Origin of the sequence: Desulfatitalea alkaliphila (assembly GCF_022968795.1) — a bacterium.
GTDB classification, from domain to species: Bacteria; Desulfobacterota; Desulfobacteria; order Desulfobacterales; family Desulfosarcinaceae; genus Desulfatitalea; species Desulfatitalea alkaliphila.
This window is the reverse complement of sequence record NZ_JALJRB010000013.1, coordinates 105,046-120,291: the sequence shown is the minus strand read 5'-3', so window position 1 is coordinate 120,291 and position 15,246 is coordinate 105,046. Positions and strand designations below refer to the sequence as shown.

Annotated in this window: 12 protein-coding genes; all 12 read right to left on the bottom strand. The window is 49.1% G+C overall.

Annotated features, from left to right (window positions below; genetic code table 11):
- Positions 1-160 (bottom strand): winged helix-turn-helix domain-containing protein (locus MRX98_RS22185; protein WP_343217762.1); only part of this gene is annotated, 160 nt, incomplete at its 3' end.
- Complete coding sequence (locus tag MRX98_RS12850) at positions 161-1,351, bottom strand: DUF932 domain-containing protein (RefSeq protein WP_246909165.1); 1,191 nt, start codon at positions 1,349-1,351, stop codon at positions 161-163.
- Positions 1,352-1,362: 11 nt separating this feature from the next.
- On the bottom strand, positions 1,363-2,934 hold the full coding sequence (locus MRX98_RS12845; protein ID WP_246909163.1) for a serine/threonine-protein kinase: 1,572 nt from the start codon (positions 2,932-2,934) through the stop codon (positions 1,363-1,365).
- Entirely contained in the window at positions 2,934-3,548 is a 615-nt protein-coding gene (locus tag MRX98_RS12840; RefSeq protein WP_246909161.1) for a hypothetical protein, read from the bottom strand. The genes MRX98_RS12845 and MRX98_RS12840 overlap by 1 nt, the downstream gene beginning before the upstream one ends.
- Positions 3,548-5,242: a helicase HerA domain-containing protein gene (locus MRX98_RS12835; RefSeq protein ID WP_246909159.1), complete on the bottom strand. Its 1,695-nt coding sequence runs from the start codon at positions 5,240-5,242 to the stop codon at positions 3,548-3,550. The genes MRX98_RS12840 and MRX98_RS12835 overlap by 1 nt, the downstream gene beginning before the upstream one ends.
- Positions 5,242-6,387, bottom strand: a complete 1,146-nt coding sequence (locus tag MRX98_RS12830; RefSeq protein WP_246909157.1) for a hypothetical protein — start codon at positions 6,385-6,387, stop codon at positions 5,242-5,244. Before MRX98_RS12830 ends, MRX98_RS12835 begins: the two co-directional genes overlap by 1 nt.
- Positions 6,384-7,256 (bottom strand): hypothetical protein, encoded by an 873-nt coding sequence (locus MRX98_RS12825; RefSeq protein WP_246909155.1) that lies wholly within the window; start codon positions 7,254-7,256, stop codon positions 6,384-6,386. The genes MRX98_RS12830 and MRX98_RS12825 overlap by 4 nt, the downstream gene beginning before the upstream one ends.
- Entirely contained in the window at positions 7,253-11,317 is a 4,065-nt protein-coding gene (locus MRX98_RS12820) for a hypothetical protein (RefSeq protein ID WP_246909153.1), read from the bottom strand. The genes MRX98_RS12825 and MRX98_RS12820 overlap by 4 nt, the downstream gene beginning before the upstream one ends.
- Before the next feature lies 1 nt (position 11,318).
- Positions 11,319-12,485 (bottom strand): hypothetical protein, encoded by a 1,167-nt coding sequence (locus MRX98_RS12815; RefSeq protein ID WP_246909151.1) that lies wholly within the window; start codon positions 12,483-12,485, stop codon positions 11,319-11,321.
- The gene (locus MRX98_RS12810; RefSeq protein WP_246909149.1) at positions 12,482-13,720 is read right to left on the bottom strand and encodes a hypothetical protein; all 1,239 of its coding nucleotides are present in this window, start codon (positions 13,718-13,720) and stop codon (positions 12,482-12,484) included. Before MRX98_RS12810 ends, MRX98_RS12815 begins: the two co-directional genes overlap by 4 nt.
- The gene (locus MRX98_RS12805) at positions 13,717-14,784 is read right to left on the bottom strand and encodes a serine/threonine-protein kinase (RefSeq protein ID WP_246909148.1); all 1,068 of its coding nucleotides are present in this window, start codon (positions 14,782-14,784) and stop codon (positions 13,717-13,719) included. Before MRX98_RS12805 ends, MRX98_RS12810 begins: the two co-directional genes overlap by 4 nt.
- The gene (locus MRX98_RS12800) at positions 14,784-15,245 is read right to left on the bottom strand and encodes a hypothetical protein (RefSeq protein ID WP_246909146.1); all 462 of its coding nucleotides are present in this window, start codon (positions 15,243-15,245) and stop codon (positions 14,784-14,786) included. Before MRX98_RS12800 ends, MRX98_RS12805 begins: the two co-directional genes overlap by 1 nt.
- Position 15,246 lies beyond the last annotated feature (1 nt).

Sequence of the window (15,246 nt, the reverse complement as noted above, 5' to 3'; positions counted from 1 at the left end):
TTTTAATATTCGAGTAAAGGCAAGCGCTGACAGTGGCCTCTGGCGTTTTACCATCGCTTGACCACAAACCCGCTTCCATAATCCGCTCGGCGATCTCTTTGGCATGGAGAGGCTTTCCAGCGTCCTTTAATATCTGTATGGCTGCATCTTGAACGTTCATCTAATTAAACTTTTTCTTATTGTTGACAACCCATTCAGCGAGCTGACCAGATCGCTTCTGAATTTCCAACCGTTCGGCGGGTTGTTTTTCTTTGGCGTGCTCAGTAAATACATTTATCAGGTCAAACATTGAGGCGTTGTCCCGATATTTAGAATTGAAGACAGCTTTTGACAGCTCTCCAGCAAAACAAAGCGGCAAGTATCCTATCGCCAGCTCTTCTCTTTTTAGTTTGTCCTCTGGGCTTAGTTTCCTAAAAATGAAGTCATTGAAAACATTTCTATGCTTATCAATAACGGTGGATTTTGATTTCGGAATGATGTCAAAAATCATTTTGCTGAGATCTAACTCAGACAGTCTTTGCGGAGAAAACTCGATATCACTGAGTTCCTTCACATACGTTGCTTTTTCACCCATTCCTGCGAGCACATCACCAAAAGCCTTGTTTAAGCGGGTCAAGAAATTTTTGGCTTTTCCAGAATGAATAACTCGTGCTCCATTTCGACCGGCAGGCAACACCAGTCCATTGGCACATACCAACCGATGGAGGAAATAATCTATAGAAACAGCGGCATCACCTACCATGCTGTTGCAAAATTCAAGACCTATTTCTGTTTTATCTTCAGAGATACCTCCCCGGCCGGAAACCGTTCCAGAGATGTGCATGCTGGTAAGTCGAAGGTGCAGCCTTGTGTTTATTGAGTATGCCTCTTTTAAAGTCAGCTTTCCTGCAGAGGACAAATCATTTTCACTTATTACATTTTCAATATCTCGCACAAATGAATTGTTGCTGTATCCGACATAGCTACTCGAAACAATTCCACAAACTTTCCCATGTGATGAGTCGCTGCCTTTTTCATTGATCACAAATTCACTATTGGACAGCTGTGCTTTCGCATTATCTTGGCCGAGGAGATCATTTAGTATTCTTGAGGCCAACTCACTTTCTTTTGTCATTTCAAGGGCAAGCAGAGGAAAGCCGAGTTTGTAGCAGAGCGCTTTTAGTCCTTCTTCGGTGAAAGCAAGTTTGTATTCCGAGCCGCCGAAATATTTATCTTCCTGGAATTTGGCTCCATTTTTCAGTAAGCCCTGTATTGGAACTCGTGATGTAGATTTTTCTTCATCAGCGACCCACGCATACAATTCGCTCCAGTCTGAAAACTCTTTTTCCGATGCCACTTCTGTTTGAAACATCACACTCTCCTTTATTTATCATCACCTGTAATTTTTTTTGCCCGGGCGGAATAATCACCAACCTTATCTGCGTTATAAAGCCGCTGGAAATACTCATTTGACCTGCGACGATCACCGATGATGTGGTAATACTGCCCAAGGTGGAAAAGGCTGAACAGGTCAAAAGCATCTATTGCCAACGCTTGGTTATAGAAGCTGAGAGCGAGGTGATCATCTCCGTTTAATGCATGAGCCCATGCCAGTTTGTTATAGACCACCAAAGCCTCAGGTTTTTCATTTCGGACCTCTTCAAGAAGCTGAATCGCTTGTCGGTAATCACCATCCAAGCCATAGGCAATCGCGAGTTTAAATTTGGCATAGGAGCTTGAGGTTATCTTGACCAGCGAGGTGTAAATCTGGATGGCCTGTTCATAACGCTGATCGTCCACATATAGAGAGCCAAGACGCTCGATGGTCTCTATCTTCTGGCGATCCTCAACTGGGTATCCGCGCTCATAGATACTCATCAACCGTTCATAAGCAGCAATGGCCTTCTTTTTGTATCCCACACGAATGCAAATACCGCCGAGCATCCGCAGGTACTGAGGATGTTCATCGCTGCGGTCAACTGCAGCTTCTGCCGCTTCCAAGGCCCCCTGATGATCACCATCGGAAAGCTTCTTTTTGGCGAGTTCAAGGTAATAGAGCGGGCTCGATGAAGGTGGTTGGAATTCTTGTTTGGGTGCGGACCGAGAAGGCAGTTCCGTCATCACATTGCTGACTGACAAGGAATCCACACATCGATCGACATCAGCTCGCAACTCACCGACGCTTTGATACCGTTTTTCCGGCCGCCGTTCCATCGCTTTCAGAATCACCCGTTCAAGGTCGGATGGAATATCGGTGTTGATTTCCCGGGGCTTTGAGATGTTTAAGCCCGTCAACAATTGGTGTGGACTGGTGTATGGGAGGGAGCCTGTGGTCATCTCATATAACAAGACTCCGAGCGAATAAATATCCGACACCTTGCTACGTTTACCTTCCAGAGCCACTTCCGGAGCCATGTACGCCTCTGTTCCATGACGCTTGGTCCATACCCACGCATCCTCAAATCTTCTACTGACGCCAAAGTCAGTTATTTTGGCCTTGTTGCTATCCTTGGCGATAAGGATGTTTTCCGGCTTAAGATCGTTGTGTGAAATATTCCTTTGATGCACGGCTGCGAGTCCATCCAGTATATTGGCAAGCCATTCCAGCATCTGTTTGAAAGACAGGCTCGTTGCATTGTTCGAGCCCTGCAAAATTGCTGAAAGGCTGAACCCGTCTATGAATTCCATTTCAATGAAGAACAGGTCGCTTATGTTATGAAATGCGTACACCTGCACAATATTCGGGTGGATGATTCCTTTAACGATATCTGCTTCTTTACGAAGGACCTCCTCACCTTTTTCTTGATCTTTTGGGATCTTGATGGCGACATGCTTCCCGTCAGATAAACGTTCGGCCCTCCATACTTCACCGAAGCTTCCTTTGCCGACTTCTTCAATAAGCCGAAACCGGTCTCCAAGGAGTTCGTTTTTCTTTGTTCTAAAGAAAATGCCCATTAATAACTTCCTCCAGATAAGTGCCGTTCATTACGCATATCCCGAAGGAGTTCCCCAAACACAAGATCCTGCGTATCTCCAGAGCTTTTCATGACGCATTTGATTACCATTAACGGTGTCATGGCTTTGGGGACCACGATCCCGTTTCTTCTGAAGCTGGCTCCGTATGGGGCGACTACACCATCCATGCTTCTGGGCATGGAGCCGGACCGGACCCAGTAGACAAGAACGGCCAATTCAATGGTCTCACTGAGCGCCGCTGTTATCGCCAAGTTTTCAACCTTCTGCTTGAGCTTCTTTTCATCACCTTTTTCAAAGCGTTCGAACTCGAAGGCGATTCTCGGTTTTAAATCCGATTTATCAAACCACACGGAATCAGCCCGGATCTCTCCGATGCCTTGAAATGATTCGTTAATACTCACGGGGCATTCCGTAATCGCGGAATACCCGGCTTTTTGACCGCAGCTCGACAAGTAGGTCAAAAAGTGCGAATGGATCGTCACACCACGGTCTGGGATTCCCGACTGCAAAAGCATAGGAAAGTTCTCTGCCATGTGAGACTTATCAGTGACGGCAGAAAAAACTGTTTCGCTTATGTTTATGCTTCTTTTCATCAAATCTCCGGTTTTCCCCAGCGTTCACATACTTTCGGCGACTCTCCTCCATGAACAAGGGCCTTTGTTCCGACTTTTACCACCAGCGGAGCGATAATTGCCCGGCCGCATATCAATGCTTCACCTGTTGACAGTGTCGGCAACTCAGCAAGGTCAGCTGCGGAGAAATAATCAGATGTTTTCTGAATGAATCGTTGATCATCCGGGTTCTTGATACGCATGGCCACAATCGTGTTGCACTGACTGGTGACGTCTGAGTCCAGCTTGCTGGGGCGCTGACTTACGATGGCAAACCCGACTCCAAACTTTCGACCTTCGGCTGCAATCCGCTTGATGATGTTCTTTGATATGCAGGGTTCACCATTGGGCGCGAAATTGTGGCCTTCTTCATAGATGATAAAAGAGGGTCTTATCGGACGGTTCTTGTCGCCCGCCGCTTTCATCAGTTCACTGGATATCAATGCAACTATGACCTGTCTTGCCGTGTTTGAGAGTCCTTGAAGATCCACAATACAAATTCGTCCGTAGGGTTCGTTGTCATCTCCGACCATTTTGTAAACATCGAAGGGGTCGCCTGCGGCACGGGTATAAAAGCTTTGTGCCTCATTAATCATCCGGCGTAACCGGATGGCGGCAATATTGGCACTTCCGCCTTTGAGGGCGCTGGCTTCACCCGGGCTTCCTGATTCAGCAACCCAATTTTTCAGGCGGTCAAGGTCGTCCAAAACAGAGAACAGCTCCTGAATATCCCGAGGCTCTTCGAAATTTTCCTTCCAATACCTCAGCGCCACATCGAGTACACGCTGCTGTGGCTCCGTGAGACCCGGTAACACACCTGAAAATTCATCCACATCGAAATGATCCAGCTGCAGGGCCAGGTTCTGATTCTTACCGGCATATTTTTCGGTAAAGCTTCTGAGTTGAGGCGTAAAGACAGTTATGCCAGCCCCCTTATCTTGAAGGGCTTGCAACCTTGTTTGGATTTCAACGAGCTTCTCCCGGTCCCTTACATCCTCTACGGAATCAAGCCGGTCATTGAAATTCAGGGTTCCGCCTCGCAATGCCTTCCCGTACTCCCCATGGGGATCGAAAACCACAACCGATGCGTTCAGCTGAGCAACAAGGCGTTCAATAATTCGCCCAACGGTGTAACTTTTACCAGAGCCGGTCATAGCCAGCACGGCTAAGTGTTCTGTCACCAGCGTGTTGGCATCAAGATATACAGGAACGACATTTGAGCCTTTTTCGTACCCGACAAGGTTGCCAAGGTGAATGCTGGTGTCCTCAGAGAAATCATAAAACTTGGTCAAAAAGTCATAATCGACACTGTAGACCTTAGTGCCCGGATTAAGCGGTCTGCGAGGGATTCTGATTTCACCTGTATATGGATCTTTGTAACCAACCAGTTCAATGGTTCCATACACCGTTTCCCCGGAAATTTTGGAGTGTGGCAGTAGCTCAACCTCGCTAATGCCTTCACCAAGAGCAGGGTTGAACAGGATGCTGTTTCTGGAAAGGGAGACAATACGCCCGAGTACATCCATGTTCTGGTCATTTTCACGCTCTTGATGAGCGATCCTGACGAACTCGCCGCGCCTTGCTGAAAAGCTATTCCGGAGAGCAATGGTCAATTTGTCCGGTTGGCCCGTGTTCCCAACCAGTTTACCGATAAAGTTTTCTTGATTATTTTTCATTATTCTACCTCTTCCTGAATTGTGTCGATACCTTCAAGCCATGTCTGATCAACCTCTCTGTCTCTGAGCATTGCGAGGGTCGATTTTAAATAGCTGATTAGAACTTCCTTAGGCATACGAACAAGCTGTTCGGCAAACCACAGAGGAAGCGGCTTCATTTTGGGGTTGTCGTGAATGGTTAAATACGAGATCAGCCCTGCAAGCTTATCGAGACTCTCTGTGCTCCAGCTGTCACGCTTACCAATGGTTTCAACCTTCCAGATGGGTGTACGCAGCCCAACCTGAAGGTGAAATCCAACAAGGCCATGCTCTGAAACAAGCTTCGGTTCAAAACGCTTCATGTATTTACTGAGAGACTCGTAATAGAAGGCAGCTGTTCTGCGCCCAGCCTTAAGTGTCCCTTTCAGAAAACGCAGGATACCGACTCTTCGTAGCTGCCCCCAGTCCTCACGGATTAGGTTCACGATTTTGTCATCAATGGCTTCCGGGCTTCCTGACTGACCTTCTTCTCGAATGGCATTCAGGACGGCACTGTTCAGATCCCGCTTGGTTTGTAGTGATACAAGGAATGGTCCGTCGGGATTGTTAGGGTAAAAGTCATTCAGGTGGCGCTGCCAGAAATCCTCCATCACGTGTAGAAGGGCCTGCCAGTCCTCCTGTACATCCTCTTCTTCAAGAAAGACGCTTTGTTCCGCCCGGGAAACCAGTAGAGGGATATCCACGAAAATGATGTCTGGCTTGGTATCAGAGCTCATCAAATCCGAAAGGAGTCGGTAAACAAGAATGAACTCCTTCCACACAAGGCGTTCTGACGCCCCGAGGAAATTCATATCGTTGATGTCGACTCGACTGTCCTGCAGACCTTCACTGACCTCGTTATTGGCGACGACCAAGTCGTGCCGAAGGGCAGCAGCTCCATAGAGCAATCCACCCAGAGCAGGCATGCTTTTGCTTTTCGAAGAGATACCAACGGCATACACCTTCTCGTGCTTACCTTGGGTAATATTCCTAATCAGGCCCCCGTCATGAAACAGTGGTCCTTTGGAATCGACATAGCGCATCTTGTTGGCCAGTTTGCCAGCGGTGCCGGGAAGGCGCAGGCTCATGGCTGCTGTCAATGCGCGTGACATTTCAACGCTTTTCATACGCCAGCCTCCTCGTCTTCAAGTATTTCCTTTATTTCCCGCGCATAGGAGTAGTGTCCGGCCTGATCGATATAATCTTCGAGTTTGGACTTCCAATTTTCCTTTGTTGCGTTCAGATTAATTGAAAGTTGCTCTAACACTTGCCGGACGGCATCCACGTCGGTGTTGAGGGTAAAAAACCGGGACATGGCTGCTGAAATTTTATCCGGGTCTTTGCTGTCATATGAAAAAGAGAGGATTGCCACAGTATGCAATACACTCTCATCTGAAGCCGTCACATCTTCGGTCGGCTCTTCATTGACAAACGACTGTTTGTTCTCCCATATCAGAAGCAACTTTAGCAGTGATTCTCTGTCGGCCTCGTTGGTCATCCCGCTGTAGGAAAGCAACTTCAAAGTGGTTATAAAAACCGCGCCTGATGTATTCTTGGGCTGATATTTGAGCAGGACGGTACCCTTATTATCGTCAACGCCCATCACGCCAGAGCTCAGTGATGACTCAATCGTGCCATCCGACCAGATCTCATATTTGCTTTCGCCATCAAGACCATCAAACCCCGAGGGCTTACAAAAAGAAGATGCTTTACGTTTCTTCACCGTGATTGAAACAGGCGCGTCAACAGCGTTGCCAATATCGGTGTCAATCGGCGGATTTATGATGATCAGACCGGTACCGTTTTGATAATTGGCCCGCGCCAGCTTACGCACGGTGCCGGTAAAGTCATCAATCCCTTTGGAGCCAAGCAGAACGCATGGGACGCCTTTCACCCCAAGGACTTCATCAACTGATACAAATTGTATTTCAGCTGATTGTTCCAGCACCGATGACTCAAACAGGTCTTTCTGGATATCAAGAATTAGGGTTTTCATCGCAGCTCCAATCTTGTCCTGATAAGTTTCATCTTCTTCAGAGCCTTGATAGCCTCATCATGATCCGGGTGCTCCTCTTCGCTGTAAGATCCGTTGCTCAGCCCTTTATAAATATCCACCCAAAGCTCAAAGGAGACCGGCTGACCTGAGGTCTCAAAGACGTTATCACCATCAGCGATCACCTTTGTATTGAAGGACTCATAGGCCATCTTGGTTTTCTGATAGGTATCCTCAGCCTTCGGTTCTTCCATGATGCTCTTGCCTTCAGACTGAAGCAGCTTATTCAATGCCTGAAGCCGGGTGCTGCGGATGATTTTCCTCAAGTCAGACTTAATCGTGTCCAGCCTGTCGGAGATCTTCTGTTGCATCGGCTGGAGCTTGGATTCGCACGCATCAACCTCGTTTTGCAGCAAGGTCAAAAGCTCATCTTCAGCCGTATCATCGCATTGGGATTGAATCTGACTTTCCAAACCGCCTGTAATCATCCCGTTATATTTCTGGATCTCAGACTTGATCCCGGTGAGGTCTGATAGGATTTCCTGCGGTGCATCCTTGGTAAATTCCGAAAGCTGAGTCCATACACTATCGGTAGCATCAAATGTATGAATGACCGATTCCCAGCGGGTTCTCAAGGCAACAAACCGTGTATAGAAGCTGTCTGTCATATCCGGCGAGACAAGATCACCCAAAGCGGACAAGCGTTCCCAGGCTGACTCGTATTTGGAATCCACAAGATACTGATCGATCAGCAAGGTATAGCTACCAGCCTTAATGGTTGCCATGCGCGTCATGGACGGAGAACCGACACCCTTTAAAGCGTTTTCCAGCTCATTCTGAATAGCCTTGAGCGGCAGTGTCAGTGGAACGATCGGGAATGGCTTTCCAGAAACAAGCTTCAATTCGTTGCTGTCCTTAATGATCCGGTTGATCTCAGACAGCAGCTCCTCGCGCTTGGATAGGAAGTGTTTTTTGAGCCAGCTCAGGAAGGAGACTTTCTCCCAGAGCGACAGGGAATTATATTTCCGTTCAAACTGACCGATCTGGGCCGCCACGCACTCGAACTCCACATTCTTACTGCCGATATCCAGCGGGCAGACTTTCACGATGAGGTTCTCGATTTGCAGGATCTGTGCGACCAGATCCGTAAACGCATCCTCCTGAAGTGAATTTATAGAAGGTGCTGTGAGGATCTTGAAATCAATCGCTTTGATTTTCTTTTCGGAATCCTCGAGTTTCAGGCTGGCGTCGGGATATGAGGCATTCCAGAGAATGCCTGCCTGAGTCGGGAAAAGTCCTTCACAGTTTTTGATCGCTTCCTTACATTCGTTCTTCAGCCACTTGGAAGCGGCTTCCCGTCGGATTTCCAGCTGATTCTGATCAATCGCCCGGAAAAGCTCTCCACTGGTCTGGCGGACGGCACCCAGCCCAATCAGAAGTTCAAGGATCTGCTCCATCTGCTGAACCGACTTGAATTCGGTTTCAGGCACGATAAAGAAGAAATTCTTGGCCAGTTTATTCGCTGCGGTCTGTGTTTTCAGTTCGCGCAGAATTGAAAAGAAACAACGGGGAACTCTCGAGTTGTGATCCGGGGTTAAGATTTCCAGCAGATCTCCATAGCTCCATGCGGTTGGCGGATTGGTATTCTTTTTGGCGGCCTGCTTGCAGTTTTCAAACTCCACATCGCTCAACGGACCGCCATGGTTTTCATGAGTGGCATCCAGAGAATTTTTCGTGGCAAGCATGTAGCGGTAGCCTTTGGCAAAATCGGCCACCGGTATACTTTTCGCCTTACTCCAGATCGGTGCGATCAGGTAACCGTCCTGCCTGATTTTGTTGGACCAGTTTCTGGCTTTGGAAACCCATTCATCCTGATAGGATTTCAGCAGACCATTGGCGACCTTGCTGAGCCTTGCATCCTGTGGTTCAAAAACGGAGTTCCGGGCAGAATACTTGATTAGAAAATCTTCTTCCTGAACCACCAGCCGTGAAGTCAGAACACATCGCTTCAGAATCGGATATTTATCCAGTTGTTCCTCAAAAGCGGCATAATCTGCGGATGCGGGGAACAGCACAATAATTGGATGCACTCGCTCGGTGCCAAGATATGTGCTCAGCTTTCTGATGGTCTCATCAGAATCGAGACAATAGACGATTGTCAGTTTTCCGTCTGGTGTAACCCGGAATCCATCCACAGATGGGGATGTGAATCGTGAAGAGAACACCTGATGAGGAATGCCGGACAATGCCTGCACGGTAGCTGCGTTCTCTAATGACTCATCCAACAGCTTTGCCAAACCAAGGCATGTCGCTACAGTCCGTTTATTTTTAGAAGCGGATACCTCTTTTACATAATCCTCAAGCTTCTGCTCAAAGCGACCGTCCTTGAAGAACCGAACACTTTCCGTATTCGCATTGAGCAATTTGTTGAATTCCTTCCACAGGCGGAATGCCATTCCGATAAAGCGGCTATCTTCCACCCTGTAATCAGGGCTCAGGAAGATCCTGTGCAGCGCTTCTGCGGCAAACTCAATTCCATCTCTCGGGTAAAGAGCCGTCAGCTGCTCGCCCCATTGCTCAAGGTCGGTGTAGATGACAATTTCCGAAGAGTCGTTGCTTCCCGCCGTGACCGAAAAGGCTTTCAACGCTTCCAGCAATCCAACCACGGACAATTGGCATGTGGAGGTAAAGTAGGTGTCTGATTTGCCTTCAACCGGTTTGAAGCCGTATTCAGGCCGGATGAGTTCACTGGCAAGCGTTGACGCATCGATATGCACCATGCTCAGCTCAGCAAATGTCTTTCCGCGCCCGGCGATTTCATGCTCAAGCAGGGTCTCAGCAAAAGCCGGGGAGATGTTGGCAGATGATGTCCCACCCACGCCCACGGGGAGCTGGCCGTAAACAATACGCTCCACGGTTTCTTGAGGCACATCCTTAATCTTGCCGATCAAAGGCATGGCGGCATTATCGTTGAAAATGTTGCCAGCCCGAGCATCGGTTTTGGCAAAATCCCGGATCAATGCCCACGAATTGATATCTTCGTTTCGCTCTTTGTGTCGGGCATAGGTCTCATGCACTGATGACATAATGACGTTCAGCCAGCCAAAGTTTCTGTTGGCAGAGAGAAAGGCCGCCTCCAGCGTACCCGCCGGATATTCCACCGACTCCGGATCAGCCAGCGACTCTTTGATATGATTCACATACCGGCTAACATCGGTGACCTGATTCGGTTCTATTGTTACACTGCTGGCGCGACGCAAGTTCGGACCGATCTGAATTTGGTCCCTCATACCCATGGAGCAGAGCAGCAGGAAATTCACATAGGGGTGCTGGCTGCGCCAGTTTTCGTGCTTGATAACCTCGGAGACCATCAGCAGGTATTCATCATCAATACTGGACGGGGTGTCATCACGAAGGCCCCGCTTCAGATCACCGGGGGTTTCCACTTCGTCAACGATTATCCAGAGATGTTTGATCCCTTTAGGTTTGAGGATTTCCATTGCGGCATCGAGCCTTGCGGAATAATCCAGATCTTCGTTTTTCACGCAGGCGGTCAGCTGATCAAGCGGAATCCCCTTGGCATGAAGGGCATTGGTGATGTCTGTATAGAGCGCTTTTACGCCTCCGGATTTCACATCGCATTCGAGCGTCTGGCGAAGGGATTCAACGGTGAGTCGTGCAACCCATGTGGGTGCATCAAGCTCATCATCACATACAGAGCTGTAGCGTATGTAAACAGGCAGGACACCATCGGACAGCGCCGGTTCAAGCACCCGTGCCTTTTTATCTTTTCGGTTATAGGGAGCGACCACATATTCGTGTTCATTCAAGAGCCACTCATCGATCTGTCCGGTGGCCTCTCCAATCAGTTCATAGCCGAGACGGGTCTTACCAAGACCCCAGTCTCCGAATGCCACGAAAAATCCCGCAATATCGTGAGTCTGACCATCCCAGAACGAACGTCGGAATTGGTGCAGAGCGTTAAATACCTGATTTTGTCCAACCATGCAGAAGCTGGGTGGATAAAGCGCGACTCCTTTTGCTGCCCAAGGTTTCATTATCATTTTACTGTTCCTCCGCGAGGTTGTTATTCGTTTTAATTCCGATAACCGTCCCTCTTGCGGACGGTGTAAATTCGATTTTCAGGCGACGGCAGTTACTGTCACCGAACAAGCCGCGTCCCATCCGGGGCTGGCCAGTGTGATAGGATTCAATGACCAGACGGTCGTCATACATGGATTCACGGGCAAACTGGTCCAGAGCCTCTTCCCGCTCTTCAACCGGGGTCTGGCAAAGCTCTCCAAATTTATCCGCAAGGGCGCTGGCGATAGCGTATCCTTCGCTGTCCATGGTTTGCAGTAATGCCTCAAGAAAGAGCTCATCCTTTGACTTGCCGTGGCCACCGGAAGCCGAAACGCCGAATGATTCAAGGACATCGTGACCGAGCATCAGGCCCACGTGATCCGTATCAACGGCCCAACCATTGCCTTCATCACTGAAAATTCCGATATAGAAGAGCAACCCGAAACTCTTTTTAATGGCAGAGGAGAGATCCTTAATGGAGGGCTGGTCGACACGTATGCCACACCATTCAATGGGCAGGCTCAAGCCGTGTTCCGACAGTTCGGCAATCCATAAGGGACCCAATGCCAATTCCGCATGGTCTGAGAGCAGAGCATTGAACTGTAGACAGTCCTTGGAGGTGATATCCAGTCTGGCCTGTTCCGGCCCTATAAATGACATCTGACTCTTGGGGAATTTGTTGAACACGTCCACCTGCAGCAGCCAGCCCTTGAGCATCAGCCCAATCAGAAGTCGTGTTCTTGGTTCCCGGAGCAGAAGATTTTTTGCCAGCAAATGAAGCCACTCATCTGACTCAGCGCTATTCTTGTAGGTGTTTCCCAGCTCCAATCCTGCCTCAGAAACCACAAAACCGTGGTCTGTTTTCTGGATAAGATCGAGCCCGTTTACACACAGCCTCTGGCCGAAACGCTCGAAGCCCATGGCGTTGACAATACCATCCGTTCCACGTCCTCGAGGTTTACCATCTTTCTTGAAGGTCAGGGTCGGCGTGATATCGAACAGCTCCTGCTCGATCTCCTGTCGTGTATAAACACGGCCTTCTTCCGCCCGGGCGAGAGCCTCCGGGTATTCCTGATACCTTGTCGGGTCACTCCACAGAAATAGTTTTGGTAATGCTACCTTCGAGGAGGTGTCTTTTATCTGACTCATGTATTCACCTCCTGCGGTTGATTTTTTTGTAAATGTTTTCTGACCGCTTCAATCATGCGGTCCTGCAAAGACTTGCCGGGCCGAAACACGGAACGAAGCCGTCCTGCCATCAAGGTGGACTGGAAATCTTCATGAAGAACGAGGTTGTCATCGGCCTGTTCCAGAATGTCCAGAGCCAGCAGGTTCTCCATCATATTTGCAACCTGTTCCTCCTCCAGCGGTCTGGCGGCAAAACACTCCTGGCATTGAACCAGCGGCGGCAACCAGTCTTTCAGTAATCCCATTTTCCGTGTTTCATAAAACAGCGCCACACCGGACAACCCGGCTCCGGGTTGTAAAACCAATTCGAAGCTCGGTGAAAAAGCGGTCTTTGCCCGGTAATGATTAATCGCCAGCTGGGTCACGGCCTTGTAAAAGGGCTGTTCAATCAGAGCATCCTGCAACGCATTCCGGGCAGCGTCAGCTGTCCCCATTTCACTCATTGGCTTTCCATATTCATCAAAGAGCGCGATGCCGCTTTGAATATCCGATCGGCTGACATTCCATGGTGCCGGAACCAGATTCATAAACTGTGCATTGCCGTCAGCATCCACCAAGGGGAGGATCGGCAGGAGTGCCGGGGTGCGTCCGTGGGTTTTGCACGGCTCCGGCATGGCATAAGGCACAAAGCGCTTCAAAACAAAATCAAAGAGGTCCTGCGGCCGGGCCGTTCTGCCCAGCAAAGTCTGGTTCCAGTTGTCCCAGTTGTTCTGCCTTTCGGAAAGCGATGCAAACAGAGTGGGTATCTGATCCGCCTTCTGATCGATGATCCGTTTCCCGTCGGTTTCAATTTCGTTCAGCATCCGGTTTATAGCTGAGAGGAACGGCAGCAGCTCATCGCCGGACCATTTTTCAACCTCATCATTCAGTCCCTGCTTGGCAGCGGATGCAGCACCTTCGGCAAGAATAGAAATCAGATAGCCACGATATTCCGGGACCTGAAACAATGCGATGCGGACGGCTTTCTCCGACTCTTCCCGGAGCAAGCTCCAAAATTCGGGTGAAAGGCTCCAGATATCGGTGGTCGCTGTATGCAGAATACCTGCGTTTTCGAAGGTCGTAATCCACTCCTGAGCACCGGCAAAACCGCTCAGTTCAAAGCGGGTGACCTCGCCCCATGTGATGAGGTGATCAATCAGGGCCTGTGCGCTCTGAAGCATCTTTGGTGTATTCAAATGGGTCATATCGTGCTTCATCCCGTCACCACCCATTGCATAAATTTTCTTTTCAAATCGTCTGTTTGTTTCCGTGTAAGATTTTTACCGGAGTAGGCTGAAACCTTGGTCTCGCGGCCGGAGCCTTTGAACTTTTTGTAAGTTGAGAACTCAAATGATTTGGCCGTCAACGCCTGTTCTTCAAAGCGGTATTCATAGCGCTCGTTATGACCTATGAAGGCTCCGCAAGGATCGGTTGTCCAGTAACCCGGGTAACTCAACCGTTCCAAGGCACGGCGCATTTCAACGGCGGACTGATACCTGCTGGCGGGATCTACATGGACCGCCTTATTGATAACAGTTTTAAGATTCCGGGGTACGAAAGGCTGGTAATCACTGGTCTGAACGACTTTTCCATCCTTCACCAGCTGATAGTAGTCTCCCTGACCCAAGGCATTGAATTTGTCGCGGATGTGACCAATACCATTCAGTAAGCGGAATGCAGTCAAACCCACCTGATAAATATCCGTCTGCACATTGATCTGATTGGAATTAAGCACTTCCGGAGCAATGTGCAGTTTGTATGCACTCCTTGGCTGAACCGGCTGCCCACTCGGTGAGTGACAAGTGATGCCATAATCGGTCAACACCCCTTGGTTGGCATCTCCGATAAGGATGTTTTTTGGCTTAATATCGTTGTGATAGAGGTTCAGTTCGTGCAGATATTCCAGTCCCCGCAGAATGTCGGCCATGAAGCGAATCACCTCAGGAAGCGGCATAAAATTCCCTGAATTGACCCCGGAGAGGATGGACCCGTTTGCATGGTAATCCATGGCGATAATGACAAGGTCGGTTCCGTTGTGCTGAACCACATCCGCATAGTGCATTTTCACCAGATTGGCATGATCCAAATGGTTCCCGATCCGAGCCTCCTGAAGGCGCTCGTCAATCGCTACCCCTTGGGCCAGCACTTTTACTGCAACATCCCTGGAAATGGTCCGATCGTGGGCCAACCATACATCACCAAAGCCACCGCCTCCGATGGACTGTTGGAGGACATACTTATAAATGGTCTGCCCGGGATTGATCTGCACTCGCTGCTGCATTATTTATCCCTCCCGGTCCATGCGGCAGCCACGGCATCAGCCATTTGCGCATTCCAGTATTTATCTGAACGTCCCACATTGTCTTCGGCAAATGCCTGGACTTTTTTGGAGCTCATGCCTTGCTGCATGTTTGCATACAGGAAGGTGTGGGCCGTTTTCCCATTCTGAAGGGCGGACAGCATGACAACGCCATCCATGTGGGTTGAAAAACGGTTCGCCATCTTTTCTGTTCCGAACTGGTTCATCTTGATGGCAACTTTGGAAATATCGGGATACATCCTGTATAGCCGCTCAAGCTCTGAATAAAGCCATTGCAGCTTTTGAGGTATCTCCTGACAGTCTGCCGGAAAATCCAGTTTGTTCTCAGCGGCGGAATTAACCAACGAGGCTGTCTGACCATCCCATTCAACAATGGCGTATCGGACACAGGTTGAAGCGGTGCGTATCCCGAGTATCTGCATG